The organism is Bradyrhizobium sp. Mp19 (assembly GCF_029952935.1).
In the GTDB taxonomy this organism is placed as follows: domain Bacteria; phylum Pseudomonadota; class Alphaproteobacteria; order Rhizobiales; family Xanthobacteraceae; genus Bradyrhizobium; species Bradyrhizobium elkanii.
This window is the reverse complement of sequence record NZ_JASAUT010000026.1, coordinates 25,653-47,969: the sequence shown is the minus strand read 5'-3', so window position 1 is coordinate 47,969 and position 22,317 is coordinate 25,653. Positions and strand designations below refer to the sequence as shown.

Here is a 22,317-nt window from a genome sequence, read left to right as displayed (position 1 = left end):
TCGCTTCTGTTCCACACCTTTGGGAGCACTGCTGCATGTCCGAAGCCGACACTTCAAGACCCTCGCGCATCGCCCTGCTTGGCGTTCCCATCGAGATCGGCGCGTCGCAGGCCGGCCCGCTGATGGGACCGGACGCGCTACGCACCGCGGGCATCGCGCGCCTGCTCGAGCAGCTCGACTTCCAGGTCGACGACCACGGCAACCTTGCGATCCCCCAGGTCGTCGCCGACGGCCCGGTGCCGGCCAACACCAGGTTCTACGATGAAGTGAAGACCTGGACCCGTGCGCTCTCCGAGCGCGCCTATTGGCTGGCGCATTCCGGCGCGATCCCGATCTTCATGGGCGGCGATCACTCACTGTCGATGGGGTCGATCAACGGCGTCGCGCGCTACTGGCAGGAAAAGGGCCGGCCGCTGTTTGCGCTGTGGGTCGACGCGCATGCCGACTACAACACGCCGGCCACCACCATCACCGGCAACATGCACGGCATGTCGGCCGCGTTCCTGTGCGGCGAGCCCGGTCTCGACGATTTGCTCGGCGGGCTGCCGCGCGCCTCGATCCCGCCCGATCAGCTCGACCTGATCGGCACGCGTTCGGTCGATCCGCTGGAGCGCAAGCTGCTGCGGCAGCGCAACGTGTCGATCGCGGACATGCGCCAGATCGACGAGTTCGGCGTCGCCGTGCTCACGCGCCGCGTCATCGAACGCGTCAGGGCGAAGAACGGCGTGCTGCACGTCTCGTTCGATGTCGACTTCCTCGATCCGGCGGTGGCGCCCGGCGTCGGCACCACGGTGCCGGGCGGCGCGACCTATCGGGAAGCCCATCTCATCATGGAGCTGCTGCACGATTCCGGGCTGGTGCGCTCGCTCGACATCGTCGAGCTCAATCCCTTCCTCGACGAGCGCGGCCGCACCGCGCGCGTCGCGGTCGAATTGATCGGCAGCCTGTTCGGCCTGCAGATCACCGACCGCCAGACCCCGAGCAACGCGGTGCTGCCGGAGATGGGGGAGTAAGGCATAGCGAAACGCACTCCAGCTCCTGCCCGTCACCCTGAGGAGCGCGCACTTACGCGCGTCTCGAAGGGTCGACGGCCCGACTGTGGCCGTGCATCCTTCGAGGCTCGCAAGAGCTCGCACCTCAGGATGACGGGGGAGATAGCGTTGCGCGCTGCATAACAAGGCAACAAACAAAAAGGCGGCCACGAGGGCCGCCTTTTCCAATCGCGTACTGCTTGCGCAGCTTACTCCGCCGCCAGCTTCACTTCCGGCGCGGCGGCGCGGACTTCGGCGTCGACCTGCGCTTCGAACTTGGCGAAGTTCTTCTGGAACATGCCGACCAGCGCACGCGCGGTCTTGTCGAACTCGACCTTGTCGGCCCAGGTCTTGATCGGATCGAGGATGTGCGGCTCGACGCCCGGCAGCGAGGTCGGCACCGCGAAGCCGAAATACTTGTCGGTGCGGAAGTCGGCGTTGCGCAGCGAGCCGTTCAGCGCCGCGGTGAGCAGCGCGCGGGTCACCTTGATCGGCATGCGACGGCCGGTGCCGTACTTGCCGCCGGTCCAGCCGGTGTTGACCAGCCAGCAATCGACATTGTGCTTGGCGATCAGCTCGCGCAGCATGTTGCCGTAGACCGACGGATCGCGCGGCAAGAACGGCGAACCGAAGCAGGTGGAGAATTCCGGCTGTGGCTCGTTGCCGAGGCCGCGCTCGGTGCCGGCGACCTTCGCGGTGTAGCCGGACAGGAAGTGATACATCGCCTGCGCCGGCGTCAGCTTGGCGATCGGCGGCATCACGCCGAAGGCGTCGGCGGCGAGCATCACGACGTTCTTCGGATGCGGCGCGCAGCCGGTGCGCGAGGCGTTCGGGATGAAATCGAGCGGATAGGCCGAGCGGGTGTTCTCGGTCTTCGAGCCGTCGTCGAAATCGGGCACGCGATCATTGGCGCCGAGCACGACGTTTTCCAGCACCGCGCCGAAGCGCTTGCTGGCGGCGTAGATTTCCGGCTCGGCTTCGCCGGACAGCTTGATGCATTTGGCGTAGCAGCCGCCTTCGAAATTGAAGACGCCGTCCTCGCTCCAGCCATGCTCGTCATCGCCGATCAGCGTGCGCTTGGGATCGGCCGAGAGCGTGGTCTTGCCGGTGCCGGACAGGCCGAAGAAGATCGCGGTGTCGCCGTCGGAGCCGACATTGGCCGAGCAGTGCATCGGCATCACGCCCTTCTCGGGCAGATAGAAGTTCAGCGTGGTGAACACGCTCTTCTTCATCTCGCCTGCATATTGCGAGCCGCCGATCAGGACGATCTTGCGGGCGAAATCGATCGCGACGACGTTCTCCGACTTGCAGCCGTGGCGCTTCGGATCGGCACGGAAGCTCGGCAGGTCGATGATCGTGAGTTCGGGCACGAAGCTCGCGAGCTCCGACGCCTCGGGGCGGATCAGCAGCGTGCGGATGAACAGCGAGTGCCAGGCCAGCTCGGTGAAGACGCGGGTCTTGATGCGATGCTTCGGATCGGCGCCGCCGTAAAGGTCCTGCGCGAACAGCGTCATGCCTTCGGCATGCTTGAGGAAGTCGGCATGGAGCGCAGCGAACTGCTCCGAGGTGATCGACTGGTTGCCGGCCCACCACATGCTCTTGTCGGTCAGGCCGTCGCGGACCGTGAACTTGTCCTTCGGACTGCGGCCGGTGAACTCACCGGTATCAGCGCAGAGCGCGCCATCGGCCGACAGCACCGCTTCGCCATTACGCAGCGAATGCTCGTAAAGCTGAGGCGCGCCATAATTCCAATGCACGCCCTTGAGATTTTTTAAGCCGAATTTATCGGCGCCGAAGGCACCGTTATGCACGCCCGTCTCTTGCACGAAGAACCTCCTCGAACCCGCGTATCCTTGTTCGCGCGAATGTCGCTAGTCGCGCCCCGCCGCGGTGACCGTGATCAGAATATAGCCTCTCGGCTTCGGTCCGGCGACCTAATAGTGGGGATCGCCGGGCTTGCCAAGCCAATCGAACGGCTTTTGGCTGATTCCAAGGCAGGCCCATCATCTGGCGCAAATACCGCAGCGCGAAACCCTTTCGTCTTGCTTTCGTTTTCTCGTTGTTTTCCCGACAGTCGAGCGACGTTTCGTCGCCCTTCCCGCCGCGCACGGAGCTTTGCGATGCACAAAAAGTGCCAGCCTGCGGGCAGCGCCTTCGCGGATCGAGGCGAACGGCGCGGAGAATGCCGGGTATGCATTTCGCGCTGAGGATGTATCGTTGAGATGAGCCGCCGCGCATTGACGCAGCGCTGCAGAGCCGAGCATGACCACCATCGTGTTGCACGCGGCACCACCTGATCGGCATTGAGCTGCAGATCGGAGCTGCAGATCAGAGCTGCTGACGAGCAGTTTCGATTGCGCTCAACACGCCTTCGTCGAAGCCCGATTGTATCAATGCTCAACTGCGATGAATGTTCCGCAACGCGTGGCGTTCGGCGGCGAGACGATCGCTGACCCCGGCGATCGATGATAACGCAATCAGCGCGGTCGCACGCGCGCGTCATCGCGGTCGACATCGCGATCCGGCTGATTTTCCGATGCAGCAGCGCCAGACATTCTTGCATGCACATCGAGCCGACGGGCGATGACATGACACGCCCGTGCGAAATGATCGCGCTGTCAAATCCGCGCAGACTGGAAGCGACGCGCGGTTGGAGGACACCTCGCCTCGGCGACCGTGCAATCGCGCCGCCGCACCCATGCGACACCATGCCTCGCCACGGCCGCAGCGCCGCCGTGCGGACAGGTGGTTTTCTTTGATCGCTTCCTATTCCTTGGCGCGTTCCTTGGCGCGCGCCTCGCCGGCGAGCCGCACCAGCATCTTGCGCAGCCCGGTGCCGGTGGTGACGCGCTCGGGGAAATCCAGCCGCAGCGTGTCGCGGCCGGCCTGCATGTCCATGCCGTCGGGGTCGCAGCCGGTGCAGAGCCAGTCGGCACTTTCCGCGCCAAGCAGCCGCGTGGCGTAGAGGTTCATGGCCTCGCGGTGATCCTCGTTCATATGCGCCACCGCGCCGGGCTCGGCTTCGAGCAGTTCCTCGGCGCCCCCGAGATCGGTCAGGAATTGCGCGGGTTTGAGGTCCACGATGCGGCCAAACCCGGCGACCAGATGGGCGCCGCTCGGCCTGATCCGGAAAAGCGAAAAATCCTTAAATTCCACAAAGGCTTCCGCTGACGGATGGGCACCGAGATAGCGCCGGCGGACGAGCTCCCGCGCGGCCTCCGCGACCTCTTCCGCCTGACCGGCCAGCATGATCCGGGCACCCTCCAGCGGATCGCCCTCGGCGCGCTCGTCCAGCATCAGCGACACCCTGGGATCGGCCAGGATGTTCTTGGTATGCAGCGCCAGGCGGGAAATCAGCAGGATCGGCGAGCCGTCGGGATGGCTGGCCAGATTGACCAGCGAGCAATAGGGATCGCCGGTGCCGGCCATCAACGTGGCGAGGGCGCCCTGGCGGCTGCGGCGGAGCAGCGAGCGGGCAAGGTGGGCAGGATCGAAGTCGGCGGTCGGTTGCATGGGCCTATCGGGTCATTTTGGGGGCGAATCGGGCGGGTTCCCTATGAAAAAAGGGCCTTTTCTCATGGTCCAAGGGTGCTATATGGGGACCCATCGCGTGGGTCGCAGAAGCGGATTTTTGCGGAACTCGGTCACACTTCAGCCCAGCTTGCATTGCTCGTTGACCGCGTTCGAAGCCCAATTCTACGGCGCGTCGCCAGAGTGCCCGCCGTCTAAGCCACTCTCATTGTGAAAGCAGCACATGCCCACAATCGCCCTGGTCGACGACGACCGCAACATTCTCACTTCGGTTTCGATCGCGCTCGAAGCCGAAGGCTATCGCATCATGACCTACACGGACGGTGCGTCGGCGCTGGATGGGTTTCGCACGTCGCCGCCCGATCTTGCGATCCTCGATATCAAGATGCCGCGCATGGACGGCATGGAAACGCTGCGCCGGCTGCGCCAGAAGTCCGACCTGCCGGTGATCTTCCTCACCTCGAAGGATGAGGAGATCGACGAATTGTTCGGCCTGAAAATGGGCGCCGACGATTTCATCCGCAAGCCGTTCTCGCAGCGCCTGTTGGTCGAGCGGGTCAAGGCCGTGCTCCGCCGCGGCCAGCCGAAGGATCCGACCGCCGCACCGAAGGAGCCGGACGCCCGCGCACTCGACCGCGGCCTGCTGCGGATGGATCCGGAGCGCCACACCTGCACCTGGAAGAACGAGCCGGTGACCCTCACCGTGACCGAATTCCTGATCCTGCAGGCGCTCGCCACCCGCCCCGGCGTCGTGAAGAGCCGCAACGCGCTGATGGACGCGGCCTATGACGACCAGGTCTATGTCGACGACCGCACCATCGACAGCCACATCAAGCGGCTGCGCAAGAAGTTCAAGGTGGTCGACGACGACTTCGAGATGATCGAGACGCTGTACGGCGTCGGCTATCGCTTCAAGGAAGCCTGATCTGCGCTTCCCGGGCGGCTTGTTAACTGACAGGCTCCGCACGGCTGGGGTAAGCTCGGGCGAACGATTGCTTCGCGGGACGACATCCATACCAACCGGCAGCTTTGCCAGTGCTTGATCGAACGCAGCTCGAGCAAGGCCTGAACACCGAGGACGCCTCGCAGCTCCTCGATCAGGACGCCGTTGCCGAAGATTTGGCGCAGGACAAGGGCTGGCGTCGTCCGCTCGGCTGGCTGCGCCGCGCCGGGCAGTTCTTCTTCGCGCTGTCGTTCTCGAGCCTGACGCGCCGCATCGTCTCGCTCAACCTTGCCGGCCTCGTCGCGCTGGTCGCCAGCATCCTCTATCTCTCGCAGTTCCGCGCCGGCCTGATCGAGGCGCGCACGCAGAGCCTTCTGGTCTATGCCGAGATCATCTCGGAGGCGATCGCGGCGTCCGCGACCGTCGAAGGCAATACCGTCACCATCGATCCCGATCGCCTGCTCGACCTCAAGCCCGGCGAGAGTTATGGCCAGCCGGACGAATCGGCGGATTTTCCGATCAATCCCGAGCGGGTCGCGCCGGTCCTGCGCCGCCTGATCGCGCCGACCAAGACGCGGGCCCGCATCTTCGACCGCGACGGCGGCCTGATCCTCGACAGCCGCAATCTGTTCGCGCGCGGCGACGTGCTGCGCATGGAGCTGCCGCCGCCGTCGGAGAAGCCGTCGCTCTATGAGAAAACCAAGGCCACGATCAAGACCTGGCTCAACCGCGGCGACCTGCCGATCTACCGCGAGCTCGGTCCCGAAGGCGGCAAGGGCTATTCCGAAGTCGCGCAATCGCTCGAAGGCATGAAGGGCAGCGCGGTGCGCGTCACCGAGCGCGGCGCAATCATCGTGTCGGTTGCCGTCCCGGTGCAGCATTTCCGCGCCGTGCGCGGCGCCTTGATGCTGACGACGCAAGGCGACGACATCGACCAGCTGGTGATGTCCGAGCGCCTCGCCATCCTCAAGATCGGCGGGGTCGCCTCCGCCGTCATGATCATGCTGTCGCTGCTGCTGGCGAGCACGATCGCAGGCCCGGTGCGGCGGCTTGCCGACGGCGCCGAGCGCGTCCGCCACCGCATCCAGACCCGCGTCGAGATTCCCGACTTCACGGGGCGCCGCGACGAGATCGGCCATCTCTCCGGCGCGCTGCGCGACATGACCAACGCGCTCTACAGCCGCATCGAGGCGATCGAGATGTTCGCCGCCGATGTCGCCCATGAACTGAAGAACCCGCTGACCTCGCTGCGCTCCGCGGTCGAGACGCTGCCTTTGGCGCGCAACGAGAACAGCCGCGCGCGGCTGCTCGCCGTGATCGAGCATGACGTCAGGCGGCTCGACCGCCTGATCTCCGACATCTCCGACGCCAGCCGGCTCGATGCCGAATTGCAGCGCCAGGACATGGCGCCGGTCGATCTGCGGCGGCTGCTGACGACGCTGACCGGCGTCGCCAACGAGACAAGGCTCGGCCACGACGTCGCCGTCGAAGCCCGCTTCGAGGGCCGCGGACCGACCGATACGCTGTCGGTGCCCGGCCATGATTCACGGCTCGGCCAGGTGATCTCGAACCTGCTGTCGAACGCGCAATCGTTCTCCAAGCCGGGCGACAAGGTGCGCATCGTCTGCCGCCGCACCCGCGGCGAGGTCGAGATCGTGGTCGACGATGACGGGCCCGGCATCGGCGAGGACGCGCTGGAGCGGATTTTCGAGCGCTTCTACACCGACCGGCCGCACCAGGGTTTTGGCCAGAACTCCGGCCTTGGGCTTTCGATCTCCAAGCAGATCATCGAAGCGCATGGCGGACGCATCTGGGCCGAGAACCGCTTTGGCCCCGCGGACGCAGACGGCAAGCCCACCGTCGCCGGCGCGCGTTTCGTGGTTAGGCTGCCAACACTATGAGCGACAATTCGAGCGTGCACGCATCCGCCGTTCTGGTCGGCGAGCGTGCGGTGCTGATCCGCGGCCCGTCGGGCGCCGGCAAGTCGCGTCTTGCCTTCGACCTGATTCTCGCCGGGCGCACCGGAGCGCTTCCGCCGGCCATTTTGGTGGGGGATGACCGTGTCCATCTCGACACAGCCGGCGAACAATTGTGGGTTCGCCCGGTTCAGCAATTGGCCGGTCTGATCGAGATCCGAGGCCTCGGAATCCGCCATTGTCCGTTCGCAGGCGAGGCCGTGGTGGGGCTGATCGTCGACCTCGCCGCTGACGACGCCGAGCGGCTGCCGTCGCCCGAGGCGCTCACGATTCGCCTTAATGGTGTTTCAATACCGCGAATTCCCGTCGGCATCGGCTTCCAACCCCTGCCGCTGGTTGTCGCTGCGCTGACGACAACCTGAAAGTTCATGTTCCCGTAATCTTGCGGCCAATTGTGGGAAGGGAATTGGTAACCATATCACATCCACTATCGCGTCGGATTTTGCCGGCGCAGCCTCCCCTCTCTACCGCCAGGAACCGGGAGACTAGCCAAGATGCCCTCTTGCGCAGGGCCTCTGGATGGTCAAAGTGGCGCGTTCGTGCGGTGCACCAAAGGGCGCCCGCGAGGAGTTTCCGATGATTGGTCTAGTGCTGGTGACCCATGGGCGCCTTGCCGACGAGTTCCGAGCGGCGCTCGAACACGTCATGGGTCCGCAGAAACAAATTGAAGCGATTACGATCGGGGCCGAGGACGATTCCGATCTCTGTCGAAGCGACATCATCGAGGCGGTGAACCGCGTCGATAGCGGCGACGGCGTTGCGATTCTCACCGACATGTTTGGCGGCACGCCGTCCAACCTTGCGATCTCCTGCATGAGCCGCCCGAAAGTGGAAGTGCTCGCAGGCATTAACCTTCCCATGCTGGTCAAGCTTGCCAAGGTTCGCGAGGAGCGTTCGCTGCCCGACGCGATCGCGATGGCCCAGGAAGCCGGCCGCAAATACGTCACCATCGCCAGCCGCGTTCTCGCAGGCAAATGAGCGACGAGGCTCCGGGCGGAAATCAAATCGGCCCGGGCGTGCCAGCGGGCGCTATTTCCCGTGAGCTGCTGATCGTCAACAAGCGCGGCCTGCATGCGCGGGCATCGGCCAAGTTCGTCCAGCTGGTCGAGCGCTTCAACGCCGAGATCTGGGTCACCCGCGGCACCGAGACCGTCGGCGGCACCTCGATCATGGGCCTGATGATGCTCGCCGCCGGGCCCGGCACTACGGTCGTGGTCTCCGCAAAGGGCGAGCAAGCGCAGCAGGCGCTCGACGCCATCGCCGAACTCGTCGCCAGCAAGTTCAACGAGGAAGGCACGTAGGGCGCGCTCGTCCGCCGCTACGCCAAGCTATCACCGTCACCCTGAGGAGCGCGCATCGCGCGCGTCTCGAAGGGTCGACGGCCCGACTGTGGCCGATTCATCCTTCGAGGCTCGCAAGAGCTCGCACCTCAGGATGACGGAGCGGCACTGAGATCGCTCGAGACAGTTGGCGGCAACAATGCCGCAGCGCTACTTCGCCGGCGGCACCAGATAGACCTTCCAGACCGTCGACGGACCGGGATGGCCGTTGAAGAAGCGCATGGTGGTCATCACCAGCGGCTCGGCATCCTTGGCGTGCTCCGCCATCCACGCCTCGCAGGGCTTGAGGAACACCGGATCGGTGGTGTCGCAGACGCCGATGAAGCCGAGACGCTTGGCTTCGTCGAGCGACGTCAGCCCCGATGACCAGGCTTCGCCCGGCACCAGCGAAGCCGGATGATCCGGACTGTAGAACGTCATCGGCTCGCCGATATCGGACCGCGCGACGACCACGGCCCAGCGCGAATGGAATCTGTCCTGCCAGGTCTGGGTCAGCTCGCGCGCGAGCTCGGAGCGCGCGGCGTAGGTCGAGCCGCCGATATGGTTGGACGCGATCTCCTGCGTCGCGATGCTGGGCGCGGCGATCAGCGTGACGACCGTGGCCACGAACCAGATCGCGGTGATCGAAAACAGCGCCATGCGCGGGAAGCGAAGCGAGGGGATCGCGACCAGCGCAAGCGGCACCAGGAAGAACAGCGGGATGCCCCAATCGGTCTTGATATAGACGGTGAACGCCAGCGCGCCGAGCGGCGGCCCGATCGCGACGATCAGCTGGATGATCCAGACGTTGAGCGCCTGCGGAAGGTTGACGGCCGGATTGGGTCCGCGCGACCAGATCCGCGCCAGCACGTCCGACGGCCGCCACGGCACCGAGCCCAGCAGCAGCGCCACAAGGCCCAGCACGACGGGAATCGCGAGCAGCCCGACATTGTGCACGACATAGCCGATCACGAGCTGCACATTGAGTGCGCGGCTCGACAGCGCGTAGACGTCACCGGCATAGGTGAACGGCACGAAGTCCACCTCCTCCAGCCACACCAGATGCGGAATCATCGCCACGATCATCGTGCCGATCGCAACCCATGGCGCCGGCGAGCGCAGGAATTGCGTCCGTTGCGGATGGATCAGCGCGGCCAGCCCGACGGCGCCGATCATCGTCACCACCCAGTACTTGGTCATCAGCGCCAGCATGCCGGCAAAGCCGAGCCAGAGACCCGATTTGAAGCTGCGCTTCTCGAACGCGTTCAGATAGGCCAGCACCAGCAGCGGCAGCGGCACCAGCTGGGCGAGATCGGCGTTGTATTTGAAGCCCTTGAAATTGAAGATCGGGTAGAGCGCGAGCATCACCACCATGAAGAACGCGCGGCGGCGATCGACGACGCGCAGCGCGATCAGCCAGCACACCACCAGCGCGAAGCTGACCGTCGTCATCGCAAGCGCATAGGTCGACCAGTTGGTGACGGGAAAAATCCTGAACCAGACCCCGGCGATCCAGCCCGACAGCGGCGGGTGCTTGCCATAGCCGAGCAGGAAGCGCTGGCCCCAGGCATAGGCTTCCGCAACATCCATATGGATGTCCTGCGCGGCCTTGAGCTTGACCAGGATCAGCGTCCACAGCACCGCATGAACCAGTGCGAAGCCGATCACGAACCACAGGCTGGTCCTGGGATCGGTGGCGCGCGAGGCGATCCAGGCGGCGACCCGCCGGATCGTCAGCTTGCGGTTGGTGCGCCGGGCGGCGGGGAGCGTGGAGGCGGTCGACATGGCCTGTGCCTGAGGCATGCCCCGGAAAAGTGGGAAGCGGTTTCCCGGAAGGATCATGCCCGAATGGAAGCGGAAACGCAGATGGGTGCTGATCTGCATTTCAGCGCGCTTTAGCGCGTTTTTGTGGCCAGTGAAATCAGCTTGGCGTGAGAACGCCTCTAGCAAGCGGATTCACTTTCCGGGAAGTCCGGCCGGGACTCGAAATGCATGGTATCGTAGTGACGCCGCTTGCCGCCCCAGATGAAGCCGTGGCGCGCGAAGATGTCGACGATCTCGCGCGGCATCAGGTTGTTGAAGGGGATGTCTTGCCCTTGGCGGCCCACAGCCGGTCATCCGAAACTTTCAGGTTGAGGTCGATGGCGGCGGCGTGGCCATGCATGCTCATCCGCCCGGTGCCGGCAACGCGAAAGACGATTTTCGGGCCGAAAGACTGGCAGGAACATGCCCGGAAATCGGTTACGGCAACCCTGCCGGAAACGGCGCGGTGATTCGCCGTCACACCCCTGCGAAATACCGCAATTTGGTTGCCCGCGCGGGGGTGCGGATGCTATCCCGCGCCCATGACAACTGCCCCGATTTCGAACATCCGCAACTTCTCCATCGTCGCCCATATCGACCATGGCAAATCGACCCTTGCCGACCGCCTGATCCAGATGACGGGCGGCCTGTCGGATCGCGAAATGGCGGGCAAGGAGCAGGTGCTCGATTCGATGGATATCGAGCGCGAGCGCGGCATCACCATCAAGGCGCAGACCGTCCGCCTGAACTACCGCGCCAAGGACGGCAAGGATTACATCTTCAACCTGATGGATACGCCCGGCCATGTCGACTTCGCCTACGAGGTCTCGCGGTCGCTGGCGGCCTGCGAGGGTTCCCTGCTCGTGGTCGACGCCAGCCAGGGCGTCGAGGCGCAGACGCTCGCCAATGTCTATCAGGCGCTCGACAACAATCACGAGATCGTGCCGGTCCTGAACAAGGTCGATCTGCCCGCCGCCGAGCCCGAGAAGGTCAAGCAGCAGATCGAGGACGTGATCGGCATCGATGCGTCCGACGCCGTGATGATCTCGGCCAAGACCGGCGTCGGCGTACCCGACGTGCTGGAAGCGATCGTCACCCGCCTGCCGCCGCCGAAGGGCGACCGCGACGCGACCCTGAAGGCGCTGCTGGTCGACAGCTGGTACGACGTCTATCTCGGCGTGGTCGTGCTGATCCGCGTCGTCGACGGCGTGATGAAGAAGGGGAGCCGCATCCGCATGATGGGCACCGGCGCCGCCTATGACATCGAGCGCGTCGGCTTCTTCACGCCGAAGATGGAGCAGGTCGAGGAGCTCGGCCCCGGCGAGATCGGCTTCATCACCGCGGCGATCAAGGAAGTCGCCGACACCCGCGTCGGCGACACCATCACCGATGACAGGAAGCCGATCAGCGAGATGCTGCCGGGCTTCAAGCCGGCGATTCCCGTCGTGTTCTGCGGCCTGTTCCCGGTCGATGCCAACGACTTCGAAACGCTCCGCGCGGCGATGGGCAAGCTGCGGCTCAACGACGCGAGCTTCTCCTACGAGATGGAAACCTCCGCCGCGCTCGGCTTCGGCTTCCGCTGCGGCTTCCTCGGCCTGCTGCATCTGGAAATCATCCAGGAGCGGCTGTCGCGCGAATTCGACCTCAATCTGATCGCGACCGCGCCGAGCGTGATCTACAAGATGAAGCTGACCGACGGCACCGAGCTCGAGATCCACAACCCGGTCGACATGCCCGACGTGGTCAAGATCGCCGAGATCGAGGAGCCGTGGATCGAGGCCACGATCCTCACCCCCGACGAGTATCTCGGCAGCGTCTTGAAGCTGTGTCAGGACCGCCGCGGCTCGCAGAAGGAGCTCACTTATGTCGGCTCCCGCGCGATGGTGAAATACGACCTGCCGCTCAACGAGGTGGTGTTCGACTTCTACGATCGCCTGAAGTCGGTCTCCAAGGGCTACGCCTCGTTCGATTATCATCTGACCGACTACAAGCCGGCCGACCTGGTCAAGATGCAGATTCTGGTCAACGCCGAACCGGTCGACGCGCTGTCGATGCTGGTGCATCGCACCCGCGCCGAGGGCCGCGGCCGCGCCATGGTCGAGAAGATGAAGGAGCTGATCCCGCCGCACATGTTCCAGATCCCGATCCAGGCGGCGATCGGCGGCAAGGTGATCGCGCGCGAAACCGTCCGCGCGCTGCGCAAGGACGTCACCGCAAAGTGCTACGGCGGCGACATCACGCGCAAACGCAAACTTCTGGAGAAGCAGAAGGAAGGCAAGAAGAAGATGCGGCAGTTCGGCAAGGTCGACATCCCGCAGGAAGCCTTCATCGCCGCACTCAAGGTGGATAGCTGAGGCGGAGCCGCCGGCGCGACTGTTGCGCATTCTTGTCCCAGCAACAAAACGCACCATGATTTGAATCGCCACTGCATCGCGCTCCGACTAGACTGCGATCATGTTGCGCATCCTGTTCCTCCTTGTCGTCATCCTCGCACTGCTGCAGCCGGACCTGAGCGCGGCCGCCTCCTCGAAGAAGCGGCACGGCAGCACTCGTTGGCACGGCTATGGCTTCCTGCCCGGCTACCGGCAGCCGCCGAACCAAACGATTCCGGTGTTCGGCCCGCGCGGCGCCGCCCGCGGCTACCCGGACTATTCTCCGCAATATTGGTATGGCGGCGATTGGTACTATTTCGGCCGCCCCGGATTCTACCGCGGCCGCTACAATGGCGGCAGCTTTGGTCCGTGCTGGACCTGGACGCCGATCGGGCGGGCCTGGCAGTGCGGGTAGAGCGTTTTCGAGCGAAGTGGCTCCCGGTTCGCGTGAAGAAAACGCGTCAAAGCAAGGATCTAGAGCCCCGTTCCGATTCTATCGGAACGGAAAGGGCTCTGGCCGCGCCTCGCTGCGACATCCTGCGCACGCAACTCACAATCCGCTGATCCCGGAATGCGAGGCATGTTGCCCGTCATATTGCCCCTGGACCTCAGATAGGCCAGCATCCTCCCTGCGCGCACCACAACAAACAACAGCGCCGGGGAAACGCATGAGCAAGGCCGCTCGGTTCGATTATGGCTGGGTCGTCGTCGGCGCGGGCGCGCTGATGACCTGCGTCGGCTTCGGCACCATGCTGTCGCTCGCGGTGTTCCTGCAACCGATCTCGGATGCAATGGGTTGGTCGCGGGCCGGCATCTCGGCGGCGGCGACGCTGGATTTCCTCTGCATGGGTTTTGCGGCGTTCGCCTGGGGCGCGCTGTCCGACCGCTTCGGCACCCGCGTCGTGGTGCTGGCGGGCAGCCTGCTGCTCGGGCTTGGCCTCGTGACGGCAAGCCAGGCGCAGAGCCTGTGGCAATTCCAGCTCTGCTTCGGCGTGCTGATCGGAATCGCCGCCGGCAGCTTCTATGCGCCGATGATGGCGCTCGCCAGCGCCTGGATCGACAAGCATCGCAGCCTCGCCGTCGCGCTGGTGTCGGCCGGCATGGGCGTATCGCCGCTGACGGTGGCGCCATCCGCGAGCTGGCTGATCACGGCCTATGACTGGCGCTTCGCGATGCTCGTCATCGGCATCGCCGCGTGGGCGCTCCTGATCCCCGCGTCGTTCCTGGTGCGCCCGGCGCCGCAGGGAACGGATGTCGCAATCCCGACCGCCGCGAACGCGCCGCAAACCGAATGGACCGCGGCGCAGGCGCTGCGCACGCCGCAATTCATCACGCTGGCGCTGGCGCACTTCGCCTGCTGCGCGGCGCATTCGGGACCGATCTTCCACATGGTGTCCTACGCCATGGTGTGCGGCATCGCGCCGCTCACCGCGGTCACGGTCTACAGCCTCGCCGGCTTCTCCGGGCTCGGCGGCCGGCTGCTGCTCGGCGTGCTCGCCGACCGGCTCGGCGCCAAGCCGGTCCTGGTCGGCGGCCTGCTGGTGCAGGCGCTGTCGATCGCGACCTATCTCGCGATCGCGCAGCTCGGCGAATTCTACGCGCTGTCCGTGGTGTTCGGCCTCGCCTATGGCGGCGTGATGCCGCTCTATGCCGTGCTGGTGCGCGAGTTCTTCGGCGCGCGCATCATGGGCACGGTGTTCGGCGCGGTGTCGGCCTTCGCGAGCCTCGGCATGGCGCTCGGGCCGTGGGCCGGCGGTTACGTGTTCGACACGTTCCACGGCTATACATGGCTGCACGCCGGTTCCTTCGCGATCGGCCTTGCCGCGGTCGCGGTGGCGTTGAGTTTTTCGACCAAGCGCCAGCCGTCGCTCGATCTCGGCCGCGCCACCGCCTGAGCGCGGATGCATTCGTCACGCTCGCGCGCACCGGCACAACGGATGGATAGCTGATCTGCATCGGCGCCGTCCCGCCTTGCCCTCTCCTGCCGGATGAGCCACCATCGCCCGGCCTGCCCAACAAGAATGACAGAAGGCGCCGAGGACACGCATGAACAAGCCGCAGGGATTCGACCTTGTCGAGCGGGCGCGCGCGCTGGCGCCGCTGATCACGAGCGAAGCCGACGAGATCGAACGGACGCGGCGGCTGACGCCATCCGTCACCGCGGCCCTGGTCGAGAACGGGCTGTATCGCGCGCTGCTGCCGAAGCGCTTCGGCGGAGCCGAGGCGACGCTGGACGCGTTCATGCAGATGCAGGAGGAGATCGCCAAGGCCGATGCATCCACGGCCTGGTGCCTCGGCCAGTGCAGCGTCTGCGCCATGACCGCGGCCTATCTCGGACCCGACGCTGCGAACGAGATCTTCAACACCGCGCCCGGCATCCTCGCCTGGGGCGCGATCGCCCACGAGGTCCGCGCCGAGCCCGGCGGCTATCGCGCCAGCGCGCGCTGGGACTTTGCCTCGGGCTCGCGGCAGGCGAGCTGGCTCGGCGCCCATGTCCGAATCGTCGAGGCCGATGGCTCACCGCGCAGGAAGCCCGACGGTTCGCCGGAGATCCGCACCATCCTGTTTCCGATGTCGCAGGCCGTGATGTACGACGTCTGGGACGTGATCGGCCTGAAAGGCACCGGCACCGATTCCTATTCGGTCGACAATCTCTTCATCCCGGAAAAATTCGCCGCGCTGCGCGACGATCCCAGTGCGTGCCGCGAGCCGGGTCCGCTCTACAAGCTCTCCACCAACATGGTGTTCAGCATGGGCTTTGCCGCCACCTCGCTCGGCGTCGCGCGCGCCATGCTGGATGCGGCGACCGAGCTCGCCCGCGGCAAGACCCCGCAAGGCCTCAAGGCGATGCGCGACAACAACGCCGTGCAGGGCCAGATCGGCCGCACCGAGGCGAGCCTGCGCGCCGCGCGCGCCTATCTGTATGCGACGGCCCACGATGTCTGGAGCGATCTCGCCCGCGGCGATCCCATCACCGAGGCGCATCGCGTCGCAATCCGCATCGCCTCGACCTGGACCATCCACCAGTCCGCCGCGGTGGTCGACATCGCCTATCACATGTCGGGCGCAACGGCGGTGTTCGCCAAGAACCCGTTCGAGCGGCGCTTTCGCGACATGCATGCGATCGCCCAGCAGATCCAGGCCCGCGACACCCAGTATGAGGACGCCGGCAAGGCTATCCTGGCGGGCAATCTCTCGGCGCCGCCGACGACGCGATGAAGTCGGATTGAACCAGGGCGCGTACTCATAAATCCGCGATGTCGGCTCTACCCCTAGAACCGGACATCGCCGGTTGACCACGGCACGTCGGCTTTGGGCCAACAGTGGGCATGACGCCTGGCGGTCCTCGCAATCTGAATTTCTGTCCCCGACTGTGCAAAAAGGATTCTGTCGACTGCCCGAATTTTTCAGCGGTGCGATATCGCATTGAGCTCGCAGGGGGCAGCGGTCGCGCTTGGTACAGCCAAAATTCGCAATCTTGGTGCTGTTTTATGAGCAGGCGCAGCGCATCTATTCGTTCGTACTAAGCAACCGAACTGCCTTGGCAGTTCTTGGTTAGTCGGCGCGTCCGCGCGCTCTGCAGCAGTTCCACCAAGAGACAAGGAGTATTCCCATGAAGGCGATCGTTGTAACGGACCAAGCCGCGGGAACGGCCGGGATGAAGCTGGTGGACCGGCCCGAGCCGCAGGCAGCGATAAATGATGTCGTCGTTCAGGTTTATGCGTCGAGATTCGTCCCGACTGAGCTGGCGTGGCCCTCGACCTGGACCGATCGCCTCGATCGTGACCGAACACCGTCGATCCCGGGGCACGAGCTGGCCGGAGTGGTCACCGCTCTCGGATATGGCACTACAGGGCTATCGGTGGGACAGCGGGTGTTCGGTCTGGCGGACTGGTATCGCGACGGCACGCTGGCCGAGTATGTGGCGATCGAGGCACGCAACCTGGCGCCGCTTCCGGGCGACGTCGACTTCACAATGGGCGCAAGCCTTCCGGTCTCGGGCCTGACAGCATGGCAAGGGCTATTCCAGCACGGCCGCCTCCAGGCGGGGCAGAGCGTCCTCGTACACGGCGCGGCCGGCGCAGTCGGGTCGATGGTGACGCAGCTCGCGCGAGAGGCCGGCGCGTATGTCATCGGCTCCGGGCGGTCCGCCGACCGTCAGACTGTGCTCGACTTCGGCGCGAACGAGTTCGTCGATCTCGACAACGACGTCCTTGAGGACGTCGGTAAAGTCGATCTGGTGTTCGACGTCATTGGCGGTGAAATCCAGAAGCGGTCGGTAAAGCTGATTCAAGGCGGAGGAACACTGGTGACGATCGTTGGGCCGGCCGAGGCGCGACCCTCCAACGGCCTGGCGGTCGACTTCGTCGTCGAGTCCGATCGTTCCCAACTGAGTGAGATCGTCCAGCGGGTGCGGGACGGACGTCTGCGGACGAACATCGGCAACGTCTCGACTCTCGACGAGGCCGTCGCTGCCCTAAATCCGACCGGGCGACGCAAAGGGAGTACGATCATCCGCGTTCGCCCCTGAGCGACACATGACTATTGATGCGCGCAGCTGGTCGGCCCTGTCAGGCCAGACGTCGCACAGTACGAAAGTAGGCATCGGCGGCAATAATCGCGGCACGAATACCGGCGGCGCAACATCCGGTTGTTAAGCTTTTTCTGGGAGTTTGCGGACGGCGCTAATGCCTGGAGTTCCGCTGGTCCCATGTTCACGCTTCGATCGATTGCCGCCCGCCTGATTCTGGCGATTTCGCTGACTGTCGCAGTCGCCTGCGCCATCCTCGGCGGCTTCTCCATCAGCCAGCAGCGGGCGCTGACCCGGCTCGCGCTCGATCAGCAGCTCAAGCTGCAATATGACAGCGTGATTGCAGCGATCGACTACGAGGGGCGCGCCGCGCTTGCGGTCTCGGCGGTCATCGCCGCCTTGCCGCCGGTCGAGGACGCCATCGCCAAGGGTGACCGCGACGGCCTCGGAAAGCTGCTCGGCGCCCCCTGGGCGTCGATGAAGGCGCAGGGCATCCCGCTGATCTCGTTCTGGCAGCCCCCGGCGACCAGCTTCTACCGGGTCCATGCGCCGAAGACTTTCGGCGACGACGCCTCGACGCGGCGCACGACGGTGGTGGAATCGAACAAGACCGGCAAGCCGATCGTCGGCGTCGAGCCCGGCCGCGAAGCGCTGTCGATCTTCGGCATGACCCCGATCATGCACGAGGGCAAGACGCTGGCCAATGTCGACGTCGGCGCCGCCTTCGGCAGGGAATTCGTCGACCGCGCCAAGAAGCGCTTCGGCATCGACCTCGCGGTGCATTCCTTCGACGGCCAGAGCTTCAAGCGGCTGTCCTCGACCTTCGGCGACACCGCGGTCGCGACCCAGGACGAGCTCAAGCGGGTCATGAACGGTTCGGCCCTGCTGCGCGATGCTGTTCTCGACGGCCATGCGGTGGAGCTCTATCTCGGCCAGATCAAGAACTATGCCGGCGAGCCGGTCGCCGTGCTCGAGATCGTCAAGGACACCAGCGACTATGAAGCCGCCGCGGCGAGCGCGCAGCGCAATCTGATCCTCGGCACGGTCGCAATCCTGGCCGCGGCCGTGCTGCTCGCGTTCCTGCTCGGCCGCGGCCTGTCGCGGCCGCTCACCGCGATCACCGCGGTCATGAACCGCCTGTCCAGCGGCGACACCAGCGTCACGATACCCGGCAGCGAGCGCCGCGACGAGCTCGGCACGATGGCAAAGGCGGTCGACGTGTTCCGCCGCAGCATGGTCGAAACCTCCTCGCTGCGCGAGGCGCAGGAGGCCGACAAGGTGAAGGCGGAGGCCGACAAGCAGGCATTGCAGCGGCAGATGGCCGACCGTTTCGAAGCCGACGTCAAGGGCATGGTCGCCGCCGTCGCACGGTCCTCGGGCGACATGCAGCGCGTCGCCAACGAGATCACGGCCAGCGTCAACGGTGCCTCCGAACGGACCTCGGCGGCAGCCGCTGCGTCCGAGGAAGCATCCGCCAGCGTCAATGCGGTCGCAGCCGCAACCGAGGAGCTGGCGTCCTCGATCACCGAGATCGGCCGCCAGGTCACCCATTCCAGCCGCGTCGCCGACAGCGCCGTGACCAAGGCCATGGAGACCACCGAGATGGTGACGAGCCTCGCCGCATCGGCGGAGAAGATCGGCGACGTGCTGCGCCTGATCAGCGCGATCGCGAGCCAGACCAACCTGCTGGCGCTCAACGCCACCATCGAGGCGGCGCGCGCCGGCGAGGCCGGCCGCGGCTTTGCCGTGGTCGCCGCCGAGGTGAAGGACCTCGCGAGTCAGACCGCGAAGGCGACCGAGGAGATCGCCGGCCAGGTCGGCGCGATCCAGTCCGCCACCGGCAACTGCGTCGGCGCGATCGGCGACATCAGCGGCACCATCCGCGAGATCTCGGGTATCGCCACCGCGATCGCGGCCGCCGTCGAGCAGCAGGACTCGGCGACGCGCGAGATTGCCCGCAGCGTGCAGCAGGCGTCCACCGGGACCGTCGAGGTCTCCGCCAATATCGCGGGCGCGAGCGAGGCCGCCGGCCAGTCGCGGGCCCTCACCGGCAATGTGCTGGATACGTCCGGCCAGCTCGGCGATCACGCCGCCGCGCTGTCGCACAGCGTCGACACCTTCCTCGCCGGACTGCGCAACGCGGCCTGATCTTGCCTTGTCATAGGCACAATACCCGTCATCCGTCACCCCCGCGCAAAGGCTTCGCCTTTGTCGCTGGAGGTGGCCGCTTCTTCAGCGGCCCTCGAAGGGTCGACGGCCACCAGCGGGGCCGATCCATCCTTCGAGACGCCGCTACGCGGCTCCTCAGGATGACGGGACAGAAAGCATACGCCTCGGAGCTATGACGCGGCAGGACCAGGCCGCGATCATGGCCACGGCAACATGGGCGGCGGAACGGATCGATCCGCCTTGTCCGGCCCTGCCCCAGCCCGCCCCCAATCGCGCATGAACGGCATCTTCAGCAGTCCGCGCAGCGACTGCTTCTCGGGATCATCAAAGCCGTCGAGGCCATAGCGCAGCTCCGCGAAGCGCGGACCGCGATTATAGGTGCCGCCGAGGCGGTCCCAGATCGAGAGCAGGTTCGAATAATTGCTGTCGGTCTCCGGCTGATGACGCGAATGATGCATCTTGTGCATGTTCGGCGTCACGAAGACGAGCCGCAGCCAGCGGTCGAGCCGCTCGGGCAGGCGGATATTGGCGTGCTCGAACTGGGCGTTCAGCGCCGACAGCGTCAGATAGCTGACCAGCACCCAGGCCGGCGTTCCGAACACGACCACGCCGGCGATGTGCCAGCCGATCCGCCACAGCGTCTCGCCGGGATGCTCGCGGAACGCCGTCGTGACGTCGACGAAGCGGTCGGCGTGGTGCATGCGATGGAAGCGCCACATCCAGCCGAGCTTGTGCATCGAGACGTGGGCGAAATAGGCGAACAGGTCGAGCCCCACGATTCCGAGCAGCAGCTGGCTCGGGGGTGACAGGCCGAGCCACCAGGACAGGCCGAATTTCGCATCCAGCGTCCATTGCGCGGCCAGCGGCGACAGCGGGCTGAGCAGCAGGTTCACACCGACAAAGATCACGGTGACGGCGGCGTTGCGGCCGATATTGCGCAGCCGGTCACCGCGCGCATAGCTGAACAGCGGAAACGCGGCCTCGAACAGCAGCACGATGGCGAACGACGCGAGCAGGAACGCGATCCGCGCGCCGGTCGACGGCAGCTCGACGTGAGCCATCTCAGCCGCGCCCGGATGCCACAGAAGCTTTGCAAAGCCGATCATGCCGATAGCCTCCCTCTTTACAAAACGAATATTCGTTCTTTATAATGACGGCGAATGATCGTCAAGCCCGCCGCGTCGGCCGGCTGCGACCTGACAAGGACCCGACAATGCCGAAGGTGAAACCCGAGACGCTGGCGATCCGCCGCGAGGAGATCCTGCAGGCGGCAGAAATCTGCTTTGCGCGCCAGGGATTTCACCAGACCACGATCCAGGACGTGATCAAGCAGTCCGGGCTCAGCGCCGGCTGCATCTATGGGCATTTCACCGGCAAGGAGGAGCTGATCCAGGCGATCGGAGAAAGCCGCCATGGCCGCGACAGCGCGCTGCTGGCGCTCAAGAATCCGTCGGACGATGTGTTGCAGAGCCTGCGGTCGATCGCCCGCGCCTTCCTCGGCGACCTGCAGAAGGAAGAAGGCCTGCGCGCCCGCCGCGTCGCGCTGCAACTCTGGGCGGAGGCGCTGCGCGACGACGTGGTCCGCGACCAGGTGGTGAGCGGAATCCGCCAGCCGATCGCCCTGATCGTGGACCTGCTGCGGCGCGGCCAGAAGAGCGGCGCGATCGATCCTCACGTGCAGCCGCGCGGTGCGGCGCGAGCGATGGTCGCGATGTTCCAGGGCATCGTGCTGCAACGGCTGTGGGGCGAGACCGTCTCGACCGCGGAGGCGATGCACGCCTTCGACATCTTCCTCGCCGGCCTTGCCGCCAGGCGCTGACGGGGGATGCGGTGATCGTCCACGACCTTCTCGCCGGCATCGGCACGGGCCTTGCCGGCGGCCTGACCGCCGGGCTGCTCGGCGTCAGCCCCGGCGGCGGACTGGTCGTGTTCTCGGTGCTGCTGCTCGGCGCCGGGCAGCACGTCGCGCAGGGCATCTCGCTGGTCGCGCAAGTGCCGCCGACCAGCCTCACCGGGATCAGGCGCTATTGGCAAAGCGGCAACCGCACGCCATTGCGCTGGATCGCGCTGCTGACAATCGGCTTCGTCGCCGGCGGCGCGGCCGGCGCGCTCGCCGCGAACCATGTCGCCGAGCCCGCACTGCGCTGGACCTATGTGGCCTATCTCGTCGTGCTCGACGCGATGCTGATCCTGCGCGGCGGAGGCGACGAGGCGAAGCATGACGACAAAGGCACAGCGCGCGACATATACTGGCCGGCGTTGCTCATTGTCGGGCTGCTGGCGGGCCTGTCGTCGGGCTTTCTCGGCATCGGCGGCGGACTGGCGACCGTAGTCGGACTGAGCGCCGTGCTCGGCATGCCGCAGCATCAGGCGCAGATGGCGAGCCTCGTGATGTCGCTGATCCCGACCACGATCCCCTCGGCCTTGATCTATTGGAGCGAGGGCTCGCTGGCGTCATGGCCGGTGCTGGCAGGCGTGATCGTCGGCCTGCTCGCCGGCACCGATCTCGGCGCCCGCGCCGCCAACCGCATCGACCGCGCGCGGTTGCGCAGCGCGATGATCGTCTTCGTCTCGCTGATGGCGGTCTATATGACCTTCAAGGCGCTGTGGTAGACAGACGTGGCACGTCCTCCTCGCGGAGC

General features: G+C 65.6%; 19 protein-coding genes. 14 read left to right on the top strand and 5 right to left on the bottom strand.

The window, feature by feature from the left end; all coding sequences use genetic code 11:
• Positions 1 to 35 precede the first annotated feature (35 nt).
• Complete coding sequence (rocF, locus tag QJT82_RS25795) at positions 36 to 1,013, top strand: arginase (RefSeq protein WP_028340465.1); 978 nt, start codon at positions 36 to 38, stop codon at positions 1,011 to 1,013.
• A 227-nt stretch (positions 1,014 to 1,240) separates the two neighbouring features.
• Here the strand turns inward: rocF and QJT82_RS25790 are convergent, their stop codons facing one another.
• The gene (locus tag QJT82_RS25790) at positions 1,241 to 2,857 is read right to left on the bottom strand and encodes a phosphoenolpyruvate carboxykinase (RefSeq protein ID WP_028340464.1); all 1,617 of its coding nucleotides are present in this window, start codon (positions 2,855 to 2,857) and stop codon (positions 1,241 to 1,243) included.
• Positions 2,858 to 3,797: 940 nt separating this feature from the next.
• Positions 3,798 to 4,544 (bottom strand): DUF2470 domain-containing protein, encoded by a 747-nt coding sequence (locus QJT82_RS25785; protein ID WP_028340463.1) that lies wholly within the window; start codon positions 4,542 to 4,544, stop codon positions 3,798 to 3,800.
• Between the two features lie 241 nt (positions 4,545 to 4,785).
• Between QJT82_RS25785 and QJT82_RS25780 the strand changes: the two genes are divergently transcribed.
• The 5 genes from QJT82_RS25780 to QJT82_RS25760 all read left to right on the top strand — a co-directional run bounded on the left by QJT82_RS25780 (position 4,786) and on the right by QJT82_RS25760 (position 8,782).
• Positions 4,786 to 5,487: a response regulator transcription factor gene (locus QJT82_RS25780; protein ID WP_016843287.1), complete on the top strand. Its 702-nt coding sequence runs from the start codon at positions 4,786 to 4,788 to the stop codon at positions 5,485 to 5,487.
• 110 nt (positions 5,488 to 5,597) lie between these two features.
• Entirely contained in the window at positions 5,598 to 7,406 is a 1,809-nt protein-coding gene (locus QJT82_RS25775; protein ID WP_028340462.1) for a sensor histidine kinase, read from the top strand.
• A complete protein-coding gene (locus tag QJT82_RS25770) occupies positions 7,403 to 7,843 on the top strand; it encodes an HPr kinase/phosphatase C-terminal domain-containing protein (protein ID WP_028340461.1) in 441 nt (146 codons plus the stop codon). The genes QJT82_RS25775 and QJT82_RS25770 overlap by 4 nt, the downstream gene beginning before the upstream one ends.
• 214 nt (positions 7,844 to 8,057) lie before the next feature.
• A complete protein-coding gene (locus tag QJT82_RS25765) occupies positions 8,058 to 8,459 on the top strand; it encodes a PTS sugar transporter subunit IIA (protein ID WP_021076632.1) in 402 nt (133 codons plus the stop codon).
• Positions 8,456 to 8,782 carry an HPr family phosphocarrier protein gene (locus tag QJT82_RS25760; RefSeq protein WP_028340460.1) on the top strand — a complete coding sequence of 109 codons (327 nt, stop codon included), beginning with the start codon at positions 8,456 to 8,458 and terminating at the stop codon, positions 8,780 to 8,782. Before QJT82_RS25765 ends, QJT82_RS25760 begins: the two co-directional genes overlap by 4 nt.
• 189 nt (positions 8,783 to 8,971) lie before the next feature.
• Here QJT82_RS25760 and QJT82_RS25755 read toward each other — a convergent pair whose 3' ends face one another.
• Entirely contained in the window at positions 8,972 to 10,585 is a 1,614-nt protein-coding gene (locus QJT82_RS25755) for a glycosyltransferase family 39 protein (RefSeq protein WP_028340459.1), read from the bottom strand.
• Positions 10,586 to 10,743: 158 nt separating this feature from the next.
• A complete protein-coding gene (locus QJT82_RS25750) occupies positions 10,744 to 10,908 on the bottom strand; it encodes a M15 family metallopeptidase (protein ID WP_245288702.1) in 165 nt (54 codons plus the stop codon).
• 237 nt (positions 10,909 to 11,145) lie between these two features.
• Between QJT82_RS25750 and lepA the strand changes: the two genes are divergently transcribed.
• From lepA to QJT82_RS25720, 6 genes are all read left to right on the top strand, one after another.
• Complete coding sequence (gene lepA, locus QJT82_RS25745) at positions 11,146 to 12,957, top strand: translation elongation factor 4 (RefSeq protein WP_018269553.1); 1,812 nt, start codon at positions 11,146 to 11,148, stop codon at positions 12,955 to 12,957.
• 100 nt (positions 12,958 to 13,057) lie between these two features.
• Positions 13,058 to 13,390: a hypothetical protein gene (locus QJT82_RS25740; protein ID WP_028340458.1), complete on the top strand. Its 333-nt coding sequence runs from the start codon at positions 13,058 to 13,060 to the stop codon at positions 13,388 to 13,390.
• Positions 13,391 to 13,643: 253 nt separating this feature from the next.
• A complete protein-coding gene (locus tag QJT82_RS25735) occupies positions 13,644 to 14,870 on the top strand; it encodes an MFS transporter (RefSeq protein WP_028340457.1) in 1,227 nt (408 codons plus the stop codon).
• 151 nt (positions 14,871 to 15,021) lie between these two features.
• Positions 15,022 to 16,194: an acyl-CoA dehydrogenase family protein gene (locus QJT82_RS25730; protein ID WP_028340456.1), complete on the top strand. Its 1,173-nt coding sequence runs from the start codon at positions 15,022 to 15,024 to the stop codon at positions 16,192 to 16,194.
• A 394-nt stretch (positions 16,195 to 16,588) separates the two neighbouring features.
• Positions 16,589 to 17,506, top strand: coding sequence for an NADP-dependent oxidoreductase (locus tag QJT82_RS25725; protein ID WP_028340455.1), 918 nt, complete (start codon positions 16,589 to 16,591; stop codon positions 17,504 to 17,506).
• A 180-nt stretch (positions 17,507 to 17,686) separates the two neighbouring features.
• Positions 17,687 to 19,654, top strand: a complete 1,968-nt coding sequence (locus tag QJT82_RS25720; RefSeq protein WP_028340454.1) for a methyl-accepting chemotaxis protein — start codon at positions 17,687 to 17,689, stop codon at positions 19,652 to 19,654.
• 218 nt (positions 19,655 to 19,872) lie between these two features.
• On the opposite strand, the gene QJT82_RS25715 is transcribed toward QJT82_RS25720, so the two are convergent.
• Complete coding sequence (locus QJT82_RS25715) at positions 19,873 to 20,781, bottom strand: sterol desaturase family protein (protein WP_028340453.1); 909 nt, start codon at positions 20,779 to 20,781, stop codon at positions 19,873 to 19,875.
• 107 nt (positions 20,782 to 20,888) lie between these two features.
• Between QJT82_RS25715 and QJT82_RS25710 the strand changes: the two genes are divergently transcribed.
• Together QJT82_RS25710 and QJT82_RS25705 are read left to right on the top strand one after the other, a co-directional pair.
• On the top strand, positions 20,889 to 21,494 hold the full coding sequence (locus tag QJT82_RS25710; protein WP_028340452.1) for a TetR/AcrR family transcriptional regulator: 606 nt from the start codon (positions 20,889 to 20,891) through the stop codon (positions 21,492 to 21,494).
• Positions 21,495 to 21,505: 11 nt separating this feature from the next.
• Positions 21,506 to 22,288, top strand: a complete 783-nt coding sequence (locus QJT82_RS25705; RefSeq protein WP_028340451.1) for a sulfite exporter TauE/SafE family protein — start codon at positions 21,506 to 21,508, stop codon at positions 22,286 to 22,288.
• Positions 22,289 to 22,317: the final 29 nt, after the last annotated feature.

Excerpts from the sequence above, each read along its gene's own strand:
- rocF (WP_028340465.1), top strand. The coding sequence starts at position 36 with ATGTCCGAAGCCGACACTTCAAGACCCTCGCGCATCGCCCTGCTTGGC.
- QJT82_RS25785 (WP_028340463.1), bottom strand. The coding sequence starts at position 4,544 with ATGCAACCGACCGCCGACTTCGATCCTGCCCACCTTGCCCGCTCGCTG.
- QJT82_RS25780 (WP_016843287.1), top strand. The coding sequence starts at position 4,786 with ATGCCCACAATCGCCCTGGTCGACGACGACCGCAACATTCTCACTTCG.
- QJT82_RS25770 (WP_028340461.1), top strand. The coding sequence starts at position 7,403 with ATGAGCGACAATTCGAGCGTGCACGCATCCGCCGTTCTGGTCGGCGAG.
- QJT82_RS25765 (WP_021076632.1), top strand. The coding sequence starts at position 8,058 with ATGATTGGTCTAGTGCTGGTGACCCATGGGCGCCTTGCCGACGAGTTC.
- QJT82_RS25760 (WP_028340460.1), top strand. The coding sequence starts at position 8,456 with ATGAGCGACGAGGCTCCGGGCGGAAATCAAATCGGCCCGGGCGTGCCA.
- QJT82_RS25755 (WP_028340459.1), bottom strand. The coding sequence starts at position 10,585 with ATGTCGACCGCCTCCACGCTCCCCGCCGCCCGGCGCACCAACCGCAAG.
- lepA (WP_018269553.1), top strand. The coding sequence starts at position 11,146 with ATGACAACTGCCCCGATTTCGAACATCCGCAACTTCTCCATCGTCGCC.
- QJT82_RS25740 (WP_028340458.1), top strand. The coding sequence starts at position 13,058 with ATGTTGCGCATCCTGTTCCTCCTTGTCGTCATCCTCGCACTGCTGCAG.
- QJT82_RS25735 (WP_028340457.1), top strand. The coding sequence starts at position 13,644 with ATGAGCAAGGCCGCTCGGTTCGATTATGGCTGGGTCGTCGTCGGCGCG.
- QJT82_RS25730 (WP_028340456.1), top strand. The coding sequence starts at position 15,022 with ATGAACAAGCCGCAGGGATTCGACCTTGTCGAGCGGGCGCGCGCGCTG.
- QJT82_RS25725 (WP_028340455.1), top strand. The coding sequence starts at position 16,589 with ATGAAGGCGATCGTTGTAACGGACCAAGCCGCGGGAACGGCCGGGATG.
- QJT82_RS25720 (WP_028340454.1), top strand. The coding sequence starts at position 17,687 with ATGTTCACGCTTCGATCGATTGCCGCCCGCCTGATTCTGGCGATTTCG.
- QJT82_RS25715 (WP_028340453.1), bottom strand. The coding sequence starts at position 20,781 with ATGATCGGCTTTGCAAAGCTTCTGTGGCATCCGGGCGCGGCTGAGATG.
- QJT82_RS25710 (WP_028340452.1), top strand. The coding sequence starts at position 20,889 with ATGCCGAAGGTGAAACCCGAGACGCTGGCGATCCGCCGCGAGGAGATC.